Here is a 19,567-nt window from a genome sequence, read left to right on the forward strand (position 1 = left end):
CATTCCCGCGGCTCTGGAGCTCCAATCGGGGGTAGTAAGCCCGGCCCATTTCACGACCAAAGGGCCTGGGTTGCCGATTCTGCTCGTTTTCCTCGGCCCGCTCGTTTCGGGCGACATGTTCGCTGCAGCCAAGCTGGTGAACACTCTCGCCGCTTCGTTGGCACTTTGGGCAATCTTCAAATGCTTCGGTGGACAACTCGGCGGGCGTGCAGGCCTAGTGATTGCGATAGGCGTGCTCGTCAACCCAACGTTCTTGCAAGCTACGCTCGAGGCGGGGACTGACTTGCCAGCGCTTGCCCTTGGTTTCGCGGCAACGGCAATGGCCCTAGGTGCCGCAGGCAAAGGCAGGCTTTTCCTGGCGGGTGCCTTGGCCGCATCGGCAGTTCTGACCCGTTCGAACTATGTGTTTCTTCCGTTTGCGACGACTGTGTTGATTCTCAGGTCACCGAGCAGGATCCGACGCCTCTTGCCCTACCTTGCGGGTTTTGTACTTCCCCTCGTCAGCTGGCTCACGGTCTTCTACGTCAAGACAGGCGCCCTACCCAGAGACACGAACTATCTCAATCTGGCATACGCGATCTACGGCTCTAGCTCGCCGTGGGAAACCTTCGCCAACACGGCAGCGGCGTACTTCCGCTCGTATGCCGATGTCCTGAGGTTAGACCCGTTGCTCGTAGCCGGTCGCTTGGCCATGAACATCGCGACAAGGTGGACCTTGGACGCGTCGACCCTGCTGCCGGTGCCCCTTGGCATCCTGGGTATTGTCGGCGTTCTGCTTCTCTGGCAGCGGCAAAAGGCTCGGGGCTTCCTGATCGCGCACTTCTCTCTCGCCTACTTGCTCCTGTGTCTAGCCTTCTACAGTCCGCGTTTCGGTCTGTACTTGTTGCCCTTCTATCTGTCTGGCGTAGCGCTCCTGATGTTGTGGACACAAGATGCCAGTCCAGCCGAGGCAAAGGAGGGGCAGTGGGCTAGGTGGTCCGTAAGCAAGTGGTCCGGCGTGACAATCGTAGCCATCCTTTACGCGGGCTCTGCCTTCCTCGCTGCTCGCCAGGTCGCGACTCTCTTGGCCCAGACCCCGCATGTGGTGCGCGAAGTTGCGATCGCGTTTCGCGGAACACAGCGGCCAGGCACCCGAGTCATGGCAAGGAAGCCGCACGTCGCTTACTACTCTGGAATGGACTATGTGCCTCTGCCGAGAGCGCGTTCTCTCACCGATTTGGTGATCGCGGCAGAGCAGGCACGGGCCAGGTTTGTCTTTGTCTCCCCGATTGAAGGGGAATTGCGTCCTGAGCTCGCAGTGCTGATGGACTCTGGACTTACCGTACCTGGCTTACGACAAGTGGCCTATCGTGCGACGGCGCCGGGAAAAGGCGCAGCGATGTATCTCGTTGAAGGCGCCTTGCCGAAAGAAGCGGAACAACGACGTGCTGTAGCTCAAAGTCTGATCCGGCATCCAAGCGCCGCGAGTCAAGACGGCCAGGTTGCGATTGCCACTGAACTGCTGCACGCAGGTGAGTATGAGCAGGTCGTGAACCTGCTGACATCCACAAGTGCGCTAGACCGTGATAACCCGGATGTCGCGGGCCTTCTGTCGAACGCCTACCACGCGCTCGGTAGGTATAACGATGCCGCGCGGGAGTGCCTGCGCGCCATGCGACATGGTGAGGGGACAGCGCAGCACTACGACCAGCTTGGAAGGATACGGTTCCGACAACTGAGGTACGCGGAAGCGAGTCAATGTTTCCGGACAGCTATCGAAATGGAGCCTGGCGACGTGGACCGGAGATACCTCCTAGGCTTGGCCGAGTTTGAGCAGCGTCATTACGCGATAGCAGCCAGAGAGTTTGAAGCGTACCTTGCATTGTTCCCGCAGTCATCGGAGGCGCGCAGGATGACCGCAATCAGTCTAGCCCGTTCCGGCGACCGTTCCGGCGCGCTCAGGCTTCTTAGCTCGGCGCTAGGCGAGTCTGATGCAGGTGCGAGTGCGTCGCTGCGAGCGCTTGCCGACTCTCTCGCGGCTCAATAAGGAAACCCTGACGGGCCATTTGCTCGCGATGAGGAAGAGACGAGTCGGAGAGAGCTACATCATCACCGGGCCGGCTCGAAAGAGCCGGCCCGGTCCGAGGCCCCGCGACTTCTCCTCAGCAGAGAGTTAAAGTACTAGCGAGTCACGACCACTCGTCGCGATACACGCTCCCCCGCCGCGGTCAGGTCGGCGAAATAGATCCCGCTCGCCGCCGGTCCTGCTTCGAACACCCGCATGTGATCCCCCGCCGGAAGCACACCGTCGACGAGCTTCGCCACGATCCTCCCCGAGAGGTCCACGACCCGCAGGATCACGCGCGCTTCCTGGCGGAGCGCGAAGGAAAGCTGGACCCGCGGCCCGGAGGGATTGGGAATCACGGGGCGCAGCGCCGCGATGCCGTGACTCGAAGCCCCGGAGACCGCGAGCGGAGAGGTGATCAGGTTCGGCTTGTAGGTGTTGATCATCCCGTCCATGCGAGCGTCCTGGCCGGGAGTGAATTCCGCGTAGCAGGCGTCATAGGAGTAGTCGAGGAAATTGTGGATCGGATCCACACCGGGCAGCGGACACGTATCCGTTCCCTCGGCCGGGCACCCGGTCGTCTGCGCCGCCTGGGCCGGCGTGTCGGCAACGAAATCATTGGGCTCCTGGCAGCCGGTGAAGAAGGTATGGAAGAGACCGAAGTAATGACCCATCTCGTGCGTGACGGTGCGCCCCATGTTGAAGTTCGTGATGTGGCCGCCGGGCAGCGAGCCGTAATGGACGACCATTCCCTGGTACACGTTGTCCTCGGTCACACCCCACGGGAACGTCGACCAGCCGAGCGCGTTGAACCTGGCGGTGTAGATGTTGACGGTGTGCACGGGATCGATGGCCAGGGTTTCCTTGCAGCGCTTCTCCTGGTTCGAGCCCTGGACCATATCGAACCAGTCAGGGTTCAGTGTGCGGTCCACCGAGACGAGCACGAAGCGATAGCCGGTGTCGTAGCCGCCCGCGGCGCCGCTGAAGTCGAGGTTGAGCTCCCGGATCTGCGCTTCGATCTGGGCATCGGTGACGTTCCCTTCGACGCCGTTGTGGAGAACGTGCACGGCGACGCGAACGATGCCTCCGACCCCGGATTGGGCTCCTGGGCCGCCGGTCTTCTCCTCGAGCTCCTGCTGGATGATCTGAGCTTCGGTCGCGCTGGGCTCCACGGTGCCGCAAGCGCGCCCGTCGAAGTTGCTCGACGGGAAAGCCTCGCCGGTCCACGTCACTGTGGCGAGACAGCAAAGCAGAACGATGAAAACCGAATCGGGGGAGTGGGCGAATTGAGGCACCTGGAGTCGCATGGCTCCCTCCCTGCGGACGAATCGTTCGTCCACAACGCGACCGGTCTGTCGCGATCGGGTGCCGCCCGGCCTCTGAAATGGATGCTCCCAGAATCATGCCGCCGTGGCTATGGGAAAGATGCGAATCGAGCCCTACGAGAGGACCACCCGCCGCCTTGTCCGCGAACTAGACGGCGTCGCTGAGGCTCGAGAACGTGAAGTTGGACGCCTTGATCGCGGGGACGATGGCGTTGCCCGCCCTCACCGCCGGCGTCATGCCCAGGATATTGCTGAGCAGCACACCCGGGCTTTCGTTGAAGCGGAAGTTCATGACCGGACGCGAGATCTTTCCGTCTTCGATCAGCCACAGACCATCTCGGGTCAATCCTGTGAGCTGCATGGTCTGAGGATTGACGACGCGGATGTACCAGAAGTGCGTCACCAGAAGCCCACGATCCGTGGAAGCGATGAGCTTCTCCAGCGTGTCCTGGCCGCCTTCGAGCACCATGCTCGTCGGCGCGGGCGTGGGCTCGCGGCCGGCGCGGTGAGCCCAGTAGCGATCGTAGGCGAGGCCCTTCAGAACCCCCTTCTCGATCCAGGTGATCGGGCGCGTGGCGATTCCGAAGTCACCCGCGAAGCCGCCACCGAAGCCGCCACCGCCGCCGCCGCCGCCTCCGCCTCCCGCGGTGATCCACGGAAGTCCAGGCCGGCGCGCATCGGTGGGATCGCTCTTCAGCGTGACCATGTCGCCAAAGACCTTCTCGGAGACCAGCGTGCCTCCGCCTTTCTTCGAGAAGTAGGAACGGCCTTCCTCGGCGGTGCGCGCGGACAGGGCCTGAGTGAGATTGTTGCCCAACAGATCGGCCACCGCGGCGGGCTCGAGCACCACGGTGTAGTCGCCGGGCTCCAGAGCCTTCGGACTCGCCGAGGCGCTCGCCTTCTGCAGCGCTCGCTTGGCCAGGGCCAGCGCGTCCACTTCCTTCACGCGCGTCGAGGAGTCGTCGGCCCACCCCGATCCCGTGCCGTCCGCGGTGCGGACCGTGGCGCTGTACGAGGCATCGGTGGACCGGTGGTATCCGAAGTTTCCGGCCTTGTTGGCGAGGCACTGCGTGCTGCAGCCATTGAGGAAGAACCCTGAGGAGTTCATCTTTTGCTCGGCGGCCGGATCGATGACCGCGCGCACGCCCGGCAACCGGTCGGCGGCCTGGAACTTGGCCGTCGTCTCGTCGAAGGCGGCGATCGAAAGGTACTTCTGCGCCGGCAGCGGGCCGACGTATTCCGGATCGGCGGGAAGCACCTGCGCCAGCTCGCCGGCTCGCTTCATGGCGCGCTCGAGAGCCGCGTCGCTGATCTCGTTGAGCGTGACACGGCCGGTCCTCCCGTCACGCGTCACCGCGACGACCACGTTGATCGACTCCGAAGCGCCGGAGGTCGTGATCTCGTTGTTGGCGAAGCGCGTGTTCGACGTCTCGGAGAACGTCATCGAGACCGAGGCCTCGGGCGAGGGCGCATAGCTCAGCGCCTTCTCGGTGAGGCGGCGGCACTCGGCTTCGGTCGGACGCATGGCTACTCCGTGCGCAGCACGTTGATGCGCCGGAACAGCGCCGGCGCGCACCCGTGGCTCATCGCGTTGGCCTGGCTCGGCTGGCCCTTGCCGTCGTTGGTGAGCCCATAGTTCTCCCAGAAGCGCTGGTCGGCGATCGCCGCGCAGGCGTTCCAGAAGTCCTGCGTGCGGCTCTGGTAGGCGACGTCGGCGATCATCCGGGTCTTCTTGCCGCCCTTGATCTCCCAGAAGGCGTCCCCGCCGAACTGGAAGTTGTAGCGCTGCTGGTCGATCGAGTACGAGCCGCGACCATCGATCAGGACCCCGTCCTCGACCTGGCCGATCAGGTCGTCGAGGCTGGTTCCGTCAGGCCCCGCCTTGAGCCAGACGTTGGGCATCCGCTGGAACGGAATGTGGTCGAAGCTCTCGGCGTAGCAGCAGCCGCGCGATGCCTTCTCGCCCACCAGGTGCGCCTGATCGCGAATGGTCTGGTAGGCCATGAAGACGCCTTCCTGGATCATGGGCCACGACGTGGCCTTCACGCCGTCGTCGTCGTAACCCACCGTCGACATCGCCTGGGGCAGCGTGCGGTCGCCCTGGACGTTCACCAGCTTCGAACCGAACTGGAACTTCCCCATCTTCTCGGCGGGCGGCGCCAGGAACGAGGTTCCGGCGTAGTTCGCTTCGTAGCCGAGCGCGCGATCGAGCTCGGTGGAATGGCCGATGCTCTCGTGAATCGTCAGGCAGAGGTGCGAGGGCAGGAGGATCAGGTCCTTCACTCCGGGACTGACCGACGGCGCGGCAAGGTGCTCGACGGCTTCGGCGCCCACGCGGCCGGCCTGGTCGACCATCTTGCAGCGCTCGATGTGCTCGTAGCCGCCCGTGACCGGCTGAACCTGGAAGTTGCGCGTCTTGGTCTTACGGCTCGACAGATCCACCGCGGTCGCGCTCATCGAGGGCGCCGTCTGGACGATGAGCTGCTGGATGTACGAGCCGTCGGTGGAGGCGTAGTACTTGTCCTCGGTGCGGAACCACATCGAGGCGTTCACCGTGCTGACGCCCGACACTTTCTTGGCCGCGGCGTTGGATCGCTGCAGGTAGTCCAGCTTCTCCTCGATCGGCACGTCGAAGGGGTTGCGCTGGAACGGCGTGACATAGCGGTCCTGGTAGGCCGGCACCGGCGCGAGCTGGACCGGACGGCGTCGCAGGGCGGAGTTCGCCTTGGCGATGGACGTCGCCTGAGCGGCGATCTTGCCGATCTGGTCTCGATGCACGGCGGGGCTGGCGGCGAAGCCCCACGCTCCCGAATGGATCACTCGCACTCCGAACCCGAACGATTCGCTCTCGATCACCGACGGGACGTGGTTGACCTTGCCGCTCGTGGTTCCACTGGCGCGATCGGGGCTGGTGCGCAGCGACACGATCTGGTTTCGATAGCGATTGATCCGGATGTCGGCGTAGGTGCAGCCCAGCTTCTTCGCGCGGTCGAGCGCGACGTCGGCAAGGGCCTTGAGCTCCGCGGCGCTGAGCGGCGCCGCTTCGAGGCGCTGGATGGAGAGGAACGGCCCTTCGAGCGCATTGCCGATGGTGAGCGCGCCGGTGGTGAGACCGATCGCGCGCAGGAACTGGCGGCGAGACAGGGTCACGGCAACCCTCCGGAACCTGTGGCTGCGAAGACGCGAGGCCGGAACGCTAGCACAGCCGGCCCCGGTCTCACACGGCGAACCGCGACCCCACTACCTACCGCGGAGCATCACCATCTTTCGGGTGACCGAATGACCCGCGGTGACCGCGCGGTAGAAGTAAACGCCTCCGGCGGTCGGGGTTCCGTCGTCCGTGCGCCCGTCCCAGGTGAAGGCCCGCGCGCCAGCTTCCGCTGGCCCGTGGAACAAGGTGGCAATCCGCCGCCCGGCCAGGTCGTAGATCCCGACGTCCAGCAGACCCGGACGCTCCATTTGCACGCTGAACCGGGTCGAGCCATCGAATGGATTGGGCTGTGCGGCCGAGAGAGACACCGCGCCTTCCGCGCCCAGCGTCAGCTGGGGCTCGCCGAGGTCGACGCGGAGCTTGACGCCGTCGATGCCGCTGAAGTCGCCCTCGGTCACCACCAACCTGCCGCCTGGTTCCACGCCGCCGCGCGAGGTCAATCGCAGCGTCAGCTCGAGCGGCTCGCCGGTGTAGACGTTCGCCGGAACAGGCCCAAACCCGTTGATGATTCCGAGGGTCAGCTCGTTGCCGCGGGTCTGGTGGAGCTGGAGCCACCCAGGCCGACCTGCCACGGCGCCCACGACGAACCGATCCGAAGGGAAGCGGATCACGAGCCGGGCCGCGCCGATCGAGAACGATCCGTGAATCTGCACGGGAACGTCCATGCCGCTCGCGGTGCGGCGGGCTGCGCCGAAACGAACCGAGACCTCGGGCGCCGCACGCACCGTGTCCACTGGACAGGCCGGGCAGCCCGGCCCGCGCAAGAGCTCGCTGGCGCAACACAGCACGTCATTGACGTTCGTCTCGCCATCGCCGTCGCAATCGAGATCCGTCATGTCCGCGAGGCAACCGATGTCGGATTGGATGCAGCGCACCATCAGGACCAGATCTCGCACGTCCAGCCGGCCATCCTCGTTGCGGTCGCACTCGCCCCTGCCGACGCAGATCACGGCCGTCGCCGGCTTCTGGCCGCGGACCGCGCACTCCGGAACTCCCTGACCATCCCCGTCGGATCCCAGCAGGCTCCATCTCGTCGACACCTCGATGCGGGACGCCTGGCTCTGAGGCTCGAGCTTCACCTTCACGAGCAGTACGGGAGAAGTGGCCTGATCCAAGGGCGAGTGGCCAGGGATCCGAGTTCCGTCGAGGGCGTACATCACGAAATGCGCCCCGTCTTGGGTTGGCGACCATGAAAGCTGCATGCCGGCCGCGGCGCCCACGGGCTCGAGGCCGACGATTCGAGCGCCCGCGGCATCTCCATGGACGTAGAGCCGGCCTTCGAGCCCGGCCAGCGCGACCGGCGATCGGATATCGAGGATGACATTCGCCGTGTCCCCGGGCGCCACGAACGCCGAACACATCTCGTTCGCATAGGGACCCCAGCCGGGACGGATGCATCGGTACGGCTGCACCACGCAGCTCTCGGCCGGCGCCACATGGAACGGCACACCCGTGACGTGGCGATCCTCGATCGGCGGACAGCCGAGCGTCCGGTATTCCTCGACATGGAGTCCATAAGAGCCGCGCGGCAGCCCGGGAATCGTGATCGAGCGGGTCCAGGGCTGAAGGACCGCGGGACACGCAATTCGGCTGCACCCCTGATCGCTCACCACCAGACGGACGATCTGCGGCATCGGCATCGGCCCCATCCAGGGGCCTTCGAAGCTGATGAGGCTATCGACTTCGAAGCAGGAGCTGGGGAAGGTCCCTCCCAATGTGACGAGGATGCTGTCACCTTCGCAGATCCCGCCGGTCGAGGCCGGCTTTCCGCTGAGTTGGATGAAATCGACGTATGGCAACCGCTCCGTCTGGTTGCAGTCCCTTGGAACGTCGAACGTGAATACGCCGTCATAGGTCAGCGTCGGAAGGGGGGGATGTGCATCGTCCGATCCGAGCACCGTCATCCGCACCCTGACCGCGTGGTGACCTGCGGCCAGGAGGCCGAGCGGAAGATCCACGCTCCACGGCACCAGGACCGGAGCACACGGGCTGGTCACGGGCGGATAGGGTGCGATCATCAACGAGAGGCCCAAGGAGTCCACGGAGACCACGCTGGAGCAATCATTCATGAAGACGCCTTGCAGGCGGAGCGTGGTGGGTTGGTTCGGACAGGGCGGATTCGGAACCGCGGTGACCGAGACGACGAAGGGCAGCTTCCCGGCTGGCACGCTAGGAAGAGGGCAGGTCTCGGCAACCTCGAACCTCAGCGTGAAGCTCGATTTGGTCGTGTCCACAGGGGCGCCAGACTCGTCTCGGATGATGACCCAGTTCTCCATCTCGATCTCCTGCGTCCCTGCGGGGAAACGCCCCATGACCACGGGAACCGAGAAGAACTGGAAAGGCGCGGCGAAGCACTGCCTTGTGAAGTAGGTCTGGGTGAGCCTCCGGACGGTGCGATCATTCACCTTGAAAGCCCCGATGAACGAATCGCAGGGGGTCGGCAGAAAGCCCTGCACCAGCACCCTGACCGTGTCGCTCGTGCACGGCGCCGGCGGGTAGACCGCGTTGATCGTGGAATCGGAACCGGCGCTCGCGGCGACCGGAGGCGCCAGGAGCGCCAGGGAGGCGAGCCACATGGCTCCGAAAGCGGAGCCCACAAACCACAGAGGTGAACGGCGACGGATCACGACCACTCCTCAGACCCGGTCGGCTTCCGAGCCGCGAAGGGCGCCATCATCTCGCGGCGATCGCCCGAAAGCCATCGTTTCGCCCGCGTCCCCACTGCCCGCGTGTGCCGCCAAGGCGGGGGGACTCCTGGATAGACAACCCTCCCAAACGGCGCCCGGTCACAGCCTTTGCCGCGCCTTCGACCCTTCGATGATCCAAAACGTCTAAGATGGCTGATCCGATGAGCGCCAAACGTCCGCCCATCCAACTCGGCAATGCCTGGGCCGAGGCCCGCGACCTGGCCTGGAAGAACCGCGGCCGGCTGGGCCTGGGGCTCCTCCTGATGCTGATCTCGCAGGTTGCGGGGCTCGTGCTGCCCGCCAGCTCCAAGTTCCTGATCGACGATGTGATCGGGAAGCGCCAGACCCACCTCCTCCCATGGCTCGCCCTCGCCTCGGGGGCCGCTTCGCTGATCCAGGCGTCCACGGGGTTCGCGCTGTCGCAGGTGCTCGGAGTCGCCGCGCAGCGCGCCATCACCGACATGCGGCGGGGAATCCTGGAGCACGTCTCCCGGCTTCCGGTGCGCTACTTCGACTCGACGCAGACCGGCATCCTGATCTCGCGGATCATGAACGACGCCGAGGGGATCCGGAACCTGGTCGGCACCGGTCTGGTGCAGCTCGCCGGAGGGCTGCTGACGGCGGTCATGGCGTTCGGGGTTCTTCTCTACCTCAACTGGCACCTCACCTTGATCACGCTCTCGATCATGCTGTCGTTCGGCATCGGCATGTCGATCGCGTTCTCCCGTCTGCGTCCGGTCTTCCGCCAGCGCGGCAAGATCCAGGGCGAAGTCACCGGACGTCTCGCCGAGTCGCTCGGCGGGATCCGCATCGTCAAGGCCTATACCGCCGAGCGACGCGAGCAGCTCACGTTCGCGCGCGGCATCCACCGCTTGTTCCGCAACGTCGCCACCACGGTGACCGGCGTCTCCGCCGTCATGGCGTTCACGTCGGTGATCCTCGGCGTGGTCGGCGTGATCATGACCTTGATGGGCGGACGCGCGATCCTCGACGGGCGCATGACGCTCGGCGACTTCGTGATGTACGTGTTCTTCACCGGGCTGGTGGCGGCCCCGCTCGTCAACATCGCCTCGATCGGCACGCAGATCACCGAGGCGTTCGCCGGGCTCGATCGCATTCGCGAGCTGCGCTCGACGCCTTCCGAGCTCGCCGACGACGCGGAGCGCCAGCCGCTCGAGACATTGCGCGGCGACGTCCTGTTCGAGAACGTCACCTTCGAGTACAACCCGGGCCAGCCCGTGCTCAGGAACGTGAGCTTCCATGCCCGGCCGGGCTCGACCACGGCGCTGGTCGGCTCGAGCGGCTCCGGGAAGAGCACGCTGATCAGTCTGGTCATGGCGTTCAACCGGCCGCTCTCAGGCCGCGTGATGGTCGACGGCCGCGACCTCTCGACGGTGAAGCTGGAGGACTACCGGTCGCATCTGGGCGCGGTGTTCCAGGACAACTTCCTGTTCGACGGCACGGTGGCGGAGAACATCGCCTTTTCGCGGCCCGGGGCCACGCTCGAGGATATCCGCGCCGCCAGCCGGATCGCGCACTGCGAGGAGTTCATCCTGGACTTCCCGAAGGGTTACGAGACCGTGGTCGGCGAGCGCGGCATCAAGCTCTCGGGCGGGCAGCGGCAGCGTGTGGCGATCGCGCGCGCGATTCTCGCGGATCCCAAGCTCCTCATCCTCGACGAGGCCACTTCGAGCCTCGACAGCGAGAGCGAAGGCATGATCCAGGAAGGCCTGCGCGCCCTGCGGCAGGGACGCACCACGTTCGTGATCGCCCACCGGCTGTCGACGATCCAGAGCGCCGATCAGATCCTGGTGCTCGAAGGCGGCGAGATCGTGGAGCAGGGAACCCACGAGGAGCTGCTGACGAAGGCCGGGCGCTACCGCCAGCTCTACGACAAGCAGTACCGCTTCGAGCTCGACCGCTTCATCAACCCGGGCGAGGACTTCACGCCCGAGCTGCCACAAGCGGTCGTGCCGCGCGAAGCGGGTGAAGCCATTCGAGCCGACTAGGCGCGCGGATGGCGGCCCCCAAGGCAAAGTCCGGCCCTCCAGGACGCCTCGAGACGGCACGCGCGATCTTCCTCCGTCACCCCCGGCTGTGGACGACCGCCGCCGTCGTCCTGGTGCTCCTGCTCACCGGCGCGCTGCTCTTGATTCCGCTCGCGGCGAAGATCGACGCGCTGCGCGCCCGCCACGCCACCGGGCCCTCGTGGTCCTTCCCCTCGCGGCTGTACACCGCGGGCGTGCCGTTCGTCCGGGGCCGCACCATGCCGTTCCCGTACCTGCGCCACCAGCTGGCGCTGCGTGGCTACCGGCAGGTGGCACACGAGCCGCGCGAACCGGGAACCTGGGCCGTGGGGTCGAGAGGAATTGCGATCTTCACCCGGGGCTTCCGCGACACGCAGGACCCGGCTGGACATGGGGGGCCCGAGCGGGTGTTGCTGGAGATCGGCAATGGCACGCTGGCGCGCGTCCACCGCCTGGGAGGACGCGAAGGCGACCTGCCTCCCGACCGCGGCAGCGCGCCGCGGCTCGAGCCGGTCGTCGCCTCCCTGATCATGGACGACCACAGGATCCGCCGCACCTGGGTGCCGCTGTCGCGAGTGCCCAAGGTGGTGCGCCAGGCGGTGGTCGCGAGCGAGGACCGGCGCTTCTACAAGCACAGCGGGCTCGATCTGCGCTCGAACTTCCGCGCGCTGCTCGTCAACCTGCGAGCCGGCGCGGTGCGCCAGGGCGGCAGCACGATCACGCAGCAGCTCGCCCGCGGGCTCTTCCTGGGTCCTCAGCGCACCTGGGACCGCAAGCTGCGCGAGATCTTCCTGGCCGTCGGCCTCGAGATCCTGCTCTCCAAGGACCAGATCCTCGAGATGTACCTGAACATGGTCTATTGGGGACGCGCCGACGGGGGTGGCGTCGGCGGCATCGCCGAAGCGGCGCGCTGGTACTTCAACGAGCCGGTGGACTCGCTGCGACTGAGAGAAGCGGCGTTGCTCGCCGGCATGATCCCCTCGCCCAATGCCACCTCACCGTTCCGGGATCCGCGCCGCGCCCGCGAGCGCCGCAACAACGTGATCGACGACATGGTCGCCGCCGGATCGATCGACGCGGCGACCGGGCGGCGCGCCAAGAAGCTCCCGCTCGGCGTTCGCCGCGGACCCGTGCCGCCCGAGCACTTCCCCAGCGTGGCGAGCTACGTGCGCGAGTGGCTCGAGCAGCGCACCGCGGGATCGCTCCCCAAGGGCGCGCTCGCGCAGCGCGGCCTGGCGATCCTCACCACGATCGATCCGGTCTGGCAGATCGACGCCGAGCGCGCGCTCGCCGAGGGCCTGGCGGACCAGGAACGTTGGCGCGGACGGATGGCCGAGCCGCTCGAGGGCGCGTTCGTGGCGATCGATCCGGCCACGGGCTACGTGAGGGCGATGGTCGGCGGTCGACGCCCGACCACCGGCTCGTTCAACCGCGCCACCCAGGCGCGCCGCCAGCCGGGCTCGGCGATCAAGCCGCTGGTCTACGCGTCGGCGCTCGAGCGCGGGCCCGGCGCCTTCACGCCGGCCTCGACGCTCGCGGATCTGCGCCGCGAGTTCGACACGCCTGAAGGACCCTGGTCGCCGCGCAACGACGACGGGCGCTATCACGAGTCGGTGACGATCGCCAAGGCGCTGGCTCACTCGATCAACGTGGCGACCGCCAACCTGGTGGAAGCGGTGGGACCACCGGTCGTGGCGCGCGAGGTCGCGCGCCTCGGCGTCGAAGGGCTCAAGGCGGTGCCGAGCATTGGGCTCGGCACCACCGAGGTGACGCTTCTCCAGCTCACCAATGCCTATGCCTGCTTCCCCAACGGTGGATGGAAGCGCGCGCCTTCCCCGGTCCGGGTCGTGATCGATGGCCGTGGCAAGACCGTGGCATCCGTCGCGTCCAACGCCACCCGCGTGCTTCCGCGACAGACCGCTGCGCTGATGACCGGCCTGCTCGAGGACGTCGTGATCTTCGGCGTCGCCTATCCGCTGCGGAAGAGCTACGGCTTCACTCGCGGCGTGGGCGGCAAGACGGGAACCACGAACGAATACAAGGACGCGTGGTTCATCGGCTTCACACCGGACATCGTGGCCGGCGTCTGGGTGGGTTACGACACGCCCCAGAGCCTGGCCCGCCCCGCGGCGCAGATCGCGATCCCGGTGTGGGCCGGGATCGCGCACCGGATGCTCGAAGGATTCCCCGAGCGCGACTTCGAGGGCAGCGGCCTGCTCGAGCAGGCATGGATCGACCCGTGGACGGGCGGCCTCGCGCGCCAGGACTGTCTGAGTCCGATGCGGGTGCCTTTCATTCGCGGAAGCGTCCCGCGCCGCCCCTGCTCTCGCGACCACGCCGGTGAGTGGGCCGAGTACTACGCCCGCCAGGCCATTGCTGACAGCATCGCCGCGGAGGAGGAAGAGAACGCAATGGAGGAGTACTTCGCGCCGCCGCCTCCGCCCGATCCCGACGACCACGACCGCTGACCCAGGCCGCCGGCTTCGCTACACTGCGCGTTCGATGTCCCTGGCCGAACGGGTCGCAGCGCCCGGCTATTATGTCGCGCGTATCGTCTTGGGCACGGCAGCGCGCGTCTATTTCCGGCGGATCGACGTGCGCAACGCCGATCGCATCCCGGCGCGGAGCCCATTGCTGGTGGTGGCGAACCATCCCGCGTCGTTCACCGACGTCATCGTGCTCGGCGCCGCCATGACGCGTCGGCTGCACTTCCTGGCGATGGCGCCGATCTTCAAGCCCTGGATCCGCGGATTCGGACTCCGGCTGTGCGGGACGCTGCCCGTCTATCGCCGTGAGGACGACCCGAGCAAGATGAGCCGCAACGACGACACGTTCCGTGCCTGCCACGAGATCCTGGATCGCGACGGCGGCGTGCTGATCTTTCCCGAAGGGACGAGCCTCACCGATCGCAGCATCGTGAAGATCAAGACCGGAGCTGCTCGGCTGGCCCTCGCGCAGGATTCAAGGCCGGGACAGCAGGGCCGGCTCGCGTTGCTGCCGGTCGGACTTCATTTCGCGGATCGCACCGGGTTCCAGTCGGACGTATGGGTCTCGATCGGCCGGCCGATCGACCTGGCGCCCTTCCGCGAGCAGGCGGGCTACGACGATCAAGCCGCGGTCCGCGCGCTCACCGACCAGATCCAGCTCGCGCTCGAGAAGCTGATCCTGAACGTGCCTCATGTCGATCGCGTCGAGCTGGTGGCCGCGGTAGAACGCCTGTACCGGGAGGACGTTCGCCCCCATGTCGCGATCAGCCACGACGTGGCGATCGCGCGCGGCATCGCGGAGTACGTGGACTACTTCGCGCGCACCGATCCCGACCGGATCGCGCGGGCCTGGCGCCGTATCCGCCGCTACGAGCGCAGGCTCGAGGCGCTGCAGCTCGACGACCGCGCGGTGCGCGAGATGCTGCCGGCAGAACGCCGGATTCATGAACGAGTCCGGCTGGTCCTGCTCGGCCTGATCGGACTCGTGCCTGCTCTCGCCGGTGGACTGATTCACTACGTGCCTTACCGCATCAGCGGCGAGACGGCGCGGCTGGTCAAGGATCCCACCCGCGTCGCGGCGGCGCGTATCGCGGTCGGCATCGTCCTGTTCCCGGCCTGGTACGCGGCGATCGGCGCCGGACTCTGGCACGGGCTCGAGTTACCGCCGCGCGCCATGGCCGCCGTTCTCCTCGTCTTCCTGGCCCTGGGGCTCCATGCGCTGGCCTATTTCCAGTGGCTCAGCCACCAGCGTCAGCGCATCCGCCTGGTCTGGCTCAAGGCATCCAGCCGCCGGCGGGTCGCGCTCCTTCGCAGGGACCGTCAAGAGCTCATCGAGCTCTTCGAGCAGGCCCGAAGCGATTACGAAGCCGGCCGCGAACCCGTGCTGAGTTCACGATGAGCCTGCTACACGATCCGCGGGTGAAGCGGCGGCTCGCGGACTATCTCTTGTGCGAGTTGTCGGCCGTGCCGTGGGCGATCCTATCGAGCGTTGAGCCACACGCTCAGTCGAAGCCGCGAAGTCTGACGAGTCGGCGCGAGACCGACTTTCCATCGAGAGATGCGCGAAGGAAGTAGACCCCGTCCGGCACGGGAGAGCCATTCAGGTCTCGGCCATCCCAGGTCAGCGTGATCGAGCCGGCGCTCGAGTCGCCGTCGTGGAGCCTTCGCACGAGCCGCCCCGAGAGGTCGTAGATCGCGGCCCGCCATGGGTTGCCTGTGGGGACCGAAAGACGGAATGCCACCCTGCCTGAAGAGGGATTGGGCCACGGATCCGACAGCCAGCCCGCTGGGACCGGCTCCCTGGAGCCTACCCCGACGGTTCCTTCGTCACCGGCGGCCGCAAACGATCTTGGAACGTCGAAAGTGAAGGCGTCCATGACCGAGCCCGGCCCGAGGCTCTCGAAACAACCGGTTTGCACCACCTCGATTGGCAGCGCATAGCGACCTTCGGGCAGGGAGGGAATCCGGGTTTCAACGCACCAGGGAACGTCGCTCTCCAGGCACGACAGACCCTCGCATTCGTCGTTCGCGACGACCACCCTCACCAAGGGCGGCTGCAGGCCGAGAGGATTGGTCCTGAGCTCGACACCTTGCACTCGGAGACAGCCACGCGGGAACACCCCGCGGATGGCGACCGGGATCCCCGGGCCTGGCGCGGGTGCGTCCGAGCTCGCGCAGGTGCCTGCCGAGAGCACGCCGACGCCCGTGACGTAAGGAAGCGCCGCGCGCTCGGGAAGTGAGCCGCACGTTGGCGGCACCGACACGTTCATCACCCCCACGTAACGCTCGGGAGGCCTGGGAGGCCATCGGTAGTTGAGGCCCCGCTGGAGGAACGCCACTTTGATGGAGTGGGTCCCCGGTGCAGGAAGGCCAAGAGGAAACGTCACGGTCCGCGGCGGATCCCAGTCGAGGCATCCCACATTGCGGAGGTCCGGAAAGAGCCGAGTCACGAGCCGAACATTCGCCGAATCATCCGTCGCCGCGAGCAGCACTCGGCCGCAACTATTGGCGAACGACCCGACCATCGACAGCGTCATCGGCTTCCATGGGCACGGATCCGGAGTGACGGAGGCGCTGGAAGCCCACGGAAGATTGGGGATGGAGACCTCCGGGATGGGCGGACAACTGGGCGCGACTTCGAAGTCGAAAGCACTGGAAGTAACGGTGCTGTCGAGAGAGCCATTGAGCATTTGGGTCAGCTGGTGATGCTCGATGGTCAGGTGGTGCGAGCCTGCGGGGAGGCGACCGAGGCCGAACGGGACGCCAAAGTAACCGTCAGGGCCGTGCCAGCGGTCCGGACGATATACCGTCCGTACCACGAAGGTCTCAGGTCCGGTGCGCGCGATCCGCGCGATGGAGTCGCGATACATGACGACCCAATTGTTATAGAAGGGATCCTGATCCCAGATGGGCATGTATCCCCGAAAGACGAGGACCACGCTGTCTTCGACACATGGGGCCGGCGGGTTGAGAGACCACAGCACCGGAAGTGGCGCGGCCGACGCCGCGACGGGAAGAACGCAGAGCGTTCCGAGCAGGAGAAGAACGAATGTTCGGCGCATCGGGGGGATCATGGCGCACACCTTTCCACCGGCCAGCGGGAACCATCTCGCCACATTCGTGGAGCGTCAAGCGCGATCGCATGGCCTCGTCTCGACGCACGGCCTCTTCCGGTTCCGGATCGAGTGATTCGGCGGTGGAGCCGACAGGGCACCACCGCCGATCGTCACAGCGAGCGCTTACGGGTTGGCGATCACGAGCCTTCCAGACTTCTGGGCGCCTTCCGTCTCGATCCGGTAGAAGTACACACCGTTCGAAAGACCTGCGGTGCGGCGATTCAGTTCCACCGTGTGCGGTCCGGCCGCCATCCATCCATCCGCCAGCGTCTGCACGCGCCGGCCACGGATGTCGTAGAGGTGAATCGACACTTCCCCGTCCTTCGGCAGGCGGAATGCCAGCACACCGCGATCGCGGATGGGATTTGGCGAGAAGGACGCGGTCAGATCGGGGCCCCCCGCGCTGCCGTCCGTCGCGATCGCGCGCGTCATGGCTGCGGCGGCGGGCGTGCCGTCGTTCAGCAGGACACAGCTATCCTCCACGATGTCGGGATTGCCGTCTTCGTTGACGTCGGCAACGGCGAGGCCGAGCCCGAAGTTCACCGGGATGACGTTGCCCACGGTGAAGCCACCGCTGCCGTTTCCGTTGAGCACGGTGACGGTTCCGGTCGGGCTGCTCGGGCTCGCCGCGTGGTTGCCCACCACGATGTCGAGGTTGCCGTCCCCGTTGACGTCGCCCAAGTCGACATGGTTCGACATCCCCGCCATCGGGTAATTGACGGACGAGCCGAAGTTCCCGGTGCCGTCTCCGAACGCCACGCTGACCCCGCCACCCGACAGCCGTGGTATGGCGACGTCGAGGTCTCCGTCCTCGTCGAAGTCGCCGAGTCCGATTCCCCGACCCGGGTAGCCTGAACCGGCCATGGTGAACTTGCTCCTCATTCCGAAGATGCCGCCTCCCTCGTTGAGGAGAACGACCACGACGGCCTTGGACGGGTTGGCGATCGTGAGCTCGACGATGTCACGCAGCCCGTCGCCGTTCACGTCCGCCGTGGTGATGGCGCGTGCGTAGAACCCGGTCCGATAGTCGGTGCCGGCTCCGAAGGTCCCGTTGCCCTGGTTGAATTGCACGACCGTGAATTTGTCTTCCCCGGTGATGAGGTCGAGAAATCCGTCCCCATTCAGGTCGTCGAGGGCGAGTCCATCATCGCCTGCGCCGGCGACCGCCTGGGCCGGTTGGAACGTGCCGTTGCCGTTGCCCAGATTGATCGAGAACGGGCCAGTGTAGTCCCCGGTATTGATCAGGTCCTGGTTGCCGTCGTTGTTCACGTCCGCCGCAGTCAGGTAGATGACCTGGCCCAGTGTGGAGACCTGGGTCGAGAACGTGAAGCTGCCGAGACCATCGCCCAGGTACACGTTGATCAATGCATGCGTGGTGAACCCTGTCCCCACGCCGGTTCCGGGACTGAGCGCGACGTCGACGTTGCCGTCATTGTTGAAATCGGCGACGACGTGGCCAGGAGATCCGTACACATCGAAACACGATTGCGTGAATCCCGTACTGCGCGCGGGCGACGCGGCCAATGCCACGCAGAGACCGGCGACGGGCAGAAGCAAGAAACGAAACGGAGCGGAACGCATGGGTCACCTCCAACGAGGGGCTCTCCTCATTGCCCGAAGAGATGAGGAGTTGGGCAGGACCAGCGGGGAGTCGGCGGCGGAATGCCAGCCTCACCGGTTCCGTGGAGGCGAAATCGTAGTTCCGGGTCCCGGGGTCGTCTACCGGTAACTCATGCGCTTCACAGGACTCGTTTGTGCAGCGCGACTCGTCCGGATGCGGGATCGAACGAATCGCTAGCGCGCCGAGCGCTCGGCCACGCCCTCGGACTTCAGCACGCCGAGCTGCCAGAGCAGGAACTGCACTTCGGTCGTCAAGTCGTCGATCTGCTTGGTGATCGGCTGGCCGCTCACGTGACCGAAATTGGTGTCGTAGTGGAGCAGGACCGGCCGGTCGGAGCCGGTCGAAGCCTGGAGCAGGGCCGTCATCTTGCGCGCGTGGAGCGGCGCGACGCGGGTATCGGAGTCGCCGGTCACGAACAGCACGGCCGGATACTTCGTGCCGGGCTTCACGTGGTGATAGGGCGAGTAGGCGAGCAGCGTCTTGAACTGCTCGGCGTCATCCGACGAGCCGTACTCCGGCACCCAGTAACGCGCCACGAGAAAGCGGTGGTAGCGGACCATGTCGAGCAGCGGGTAACCGCACCACACCGCGCCGAAGAGCTCGGGACGCTGGGTGAGCGCGGCGCCGACCAGGAGCCCGCCGTTGCTGCGGCCCGAGATCGCCAGGCGATCGCTGCGGGTGTAGCGCTTCTGGATCAGCCATTCCGCCGCGGCGATGAAGTCGTCGAAGACGTTCTGCTTGTTGGCCAGCATTCCGGCCTTGTGCCAGGGCTCACCGAACTCGTCGCCGCCGCGCAGATTGGCCAATGCGTAGACGCCCCCGGATTCCATCCACAAGGCTGCACGCGCCGAGTACGCCGGCCGCTGGCTGCTGTTGAACCCGCCGTACCCGGTGAGCAGCGTCGGATTGCTCCCGTCGAGCTTCAGCCCCTTCTTGTGGCCCACGAACATCGGCACGCGGGTCCCGTCCTTGGAGACGAACCAGACCTGGCGCACTTCGTAGCGGTTCGCCGAGACCGGCGCCGGCGCCTTCCACCACTCGCTGCGGCGC

General features: G+C 66.2%; 11 protein-coding genes. 4 read left to right on the top strand and 7 right to left on the bottom strand.

Annotated features, from left to right (window positions below):
• The coding region (locus tag VFQ05_13655; GenBank protein ID HET9327806.1) for a tetratricopeptide repeat protein at positions 1 to 2,026 on the top strand (2,026 nt) is incomplete at its 5' end.
• Between the two features lie 134 nt (positions 2,027 to 2,160).
• Here VFQ05_13655 and VFQ05_13660 read toward each other — a convergent pair.
• The 4 genes from VFQ05_13660 to VFQ05_13675 form a co-directional block, all read right to left on the bottom strand.
• The gene (locus VFQ05_13660) at positions 2,161 to 3,351 is read right to left on the bottom strand and encodes a zinc metalloprotease (GenBank protein HET9327807.1); all 1,191 of its coding nucleotides are present in this window, start codon (positions 3,349 to 3,351) and stop codon (positions 2,161 to 2,163) included.
• 166 nt (positions 3,352 to 3,517) lie between these two features.
• Positions 3,518 to 4,894, bottom strand: coding sequence for a TldD/PmbA family protein (locus tag VFQ05_13665; protein HET9327808.1), 1,377 nt, complete (start codon positions 4,892 to 4,894; stop codon positions 3,518 to 3,520).
• 2 nt (positions 4,895 to 4,896) lie between these two features.
• Positions 4,897 to 6,519 (bottom strand): TldD/PmbA family protein, encoded by a 1,623-nt coding sequence (locus VFQ05_13670; GenBank protein ID HET9327809.1) that lies wholly within the window; start codon positions 6,517 to 6,519, stop codon positions 4,897 to 4,899.
• Positions 6,520 to 6,609: 90 nt separating this feature from the next.
• Positions 6,610 to 9,156 (bottom strand): FlgD immunoglobulin-like domain containing protein, encoded by a 2,547-nt coding sequence (locus VFQ05_13675; protein ID HET9327810.1) that lies wholly within the window; start codon positions 9,154 to 9,156, stop codon positions 6,610 to 6,612.
• A gap of 272 nt (positions 9,157 to 9,428) precedes the next feature.
• On the opposite strand from VFQ05_13675, the gene VFQ05_13680 reads away from it, so the two are divergent.
• The 3 genes from VFQ05_13680 to VFQ05_13690 are packed head-to-tail and all read left to right on the top strand — an operon-like array spanning position 9,429 to position 15,179.
• Positions 9,429 to 11,276 carry an ABC transporter ATP-binding protein gene (locus VFQ05_13680; GenBank protein HET9327811.1) on the top strand — a complete coding sequence of 616 codons (1,848 nt, stop codon included), beginning with the start codon at positions 9,429 to 9,431 and terminating at the stop codon, positions 11,274 to 11,276.
• A gap of 8 nt (positions 11,277 to 11,284) precedes the next feature.
• Positions 11,285 to 13,762, top strand: coding sequence for a PBP1A family penicillin-binding protein (locus VFQ05_13685; GenBank protein ID HET9327812.1), 2,478 nt, complete (start codon positions 11,285 to 11,287; stop codon positions 13,760 to 13,762).
• Positions 13,763 to 13,796: 34 nt separating this feature from the next.
• Complete coding sequence (locus tag VFQ05_13690) at positions 13,797 to 15,179, top strand: 1-acyl-sn-glycerol-3-phosphate acyltransferase (GenBank protein ID HET9327813.1); 1,383 nt, start codon at positions 13,797 to 13,799, stop codon at positions 15,177 to 15,179.
• A gap of 103 nt (positions 15,180 to 15,282) precedes the next feature.
• Here the strand turns inward: VFQ05_13690 and VFQ05_13695 are convergent, their stop codons facing one another.
• The 3 genes from VFQ05_13695 to VFQ05_13705 form a co-directional block, all read right to left on the bottom strand.
• Positions 15,283 to 16,842: a FlgD immunoglobulin-like domain containing protein gene (locus VFQ05_13695; GenBank protein ID HET9327814.1), complete on the bottom strand. Its 1,560-nt coding sequence runs from the start codon at positions 16,840 to 16,842 to the stop codon at positions 15,283 to 15,285.
• A gap of 177 nt (positions 16,843 to 17,019) precedes the next feature.
• A complete protein-coding gene (locus VFQ05_13700; GenBank protein HET9327815.1) occupies positions 17,020 to 18,477 on the bottom strand; it encodes an FG-GAP-like repeat-containing protein in 1,458 nt (485 codons plus the stop codon).
• Positions 18,478 to 18,690: 213 nt separating this feature from the next.
• The coding region (locus VFQ05_13705) for a prolyl oligopeptidase family serine peptidase (protein ID HET9327816.1) at positions 18,691 to 19,567 on the bottom strand (877 nt) is incomplete at its 5' end.

The organism is Candidatus Eisenbacteria bacterium, from assembly GCA_035712145.1.
In the GTDB taxonomy this organism is placed as follows: Bacteria; Eisenbacteria; RBG-16-71-46; order RBG-16-71-46; family RBG-16-71-46; genus DASTBI01.

What these genes read in the sequence shown, in the direction of transcription:
- VFQ05_13675 (HET9327810.1), bottom strand. Translation starts at nt 9,156, where the DNA reads ATGTGGCTCGCCTCCCTGGCGCTCCTGGCGCCTCCGGTCGCCGCGAGC.
- VFQ05_13685 (HET9327812.1), top strand. Translation starts at nt 11,285, where the DNA reads ATGGCGGCCCCCAAGGCAAAGTCCGGCCCTCCAGGACGCCTCGAGACG.
- VFQ05_13690 (HET9327813.1), top strand. Translation starts at nt 13,797, where the DNA reads ATGTCCCTGGCCGAACGGGTCGCAGCGCCCGGCTATTATGTCGCGCGT.
- VFQ05_13665 (HET9327808.1), bottom strand. Translation starts at nt 4,894, where the DNA reads ATGCGTCCGACCGAAGCCGAGTGCCGCCGCCTCACCGAGAAGGCGCTG.
- VFQ05_13700 (HET9327815.1), bottom strand. Translation starts at nt 18,477, where the DNA reads ATGCGTTCCGCTCCGTTTCGTTTCTTGCTTCTGCCCGTCGCCGGTCTC.
- VFQ05_13680 (HET9327811.1), top strand. Translation starts at nt 9,429, where the DNA reads ATGAGCGCCAAACGTCCGCCCATCCAACTCGGCAATGCCTGGGCCGAG.
- VFQ05_13660 (HET9327807.1), bottom strand. Translation starts at nt 3,351, where the DNA reads ATGCGACTCCAGGTGCCTCAATTCGCCCACTCCCCCGATTCGGTTTTC.
- VFQ05_13695 (HET9327814.1), bottom strand. Translation starts at nt 16,842, where the DNA reads ATGCGCCGAACATTCGTTCTTCTCCTGCTCGGAACGCTCTGCGTTCTT.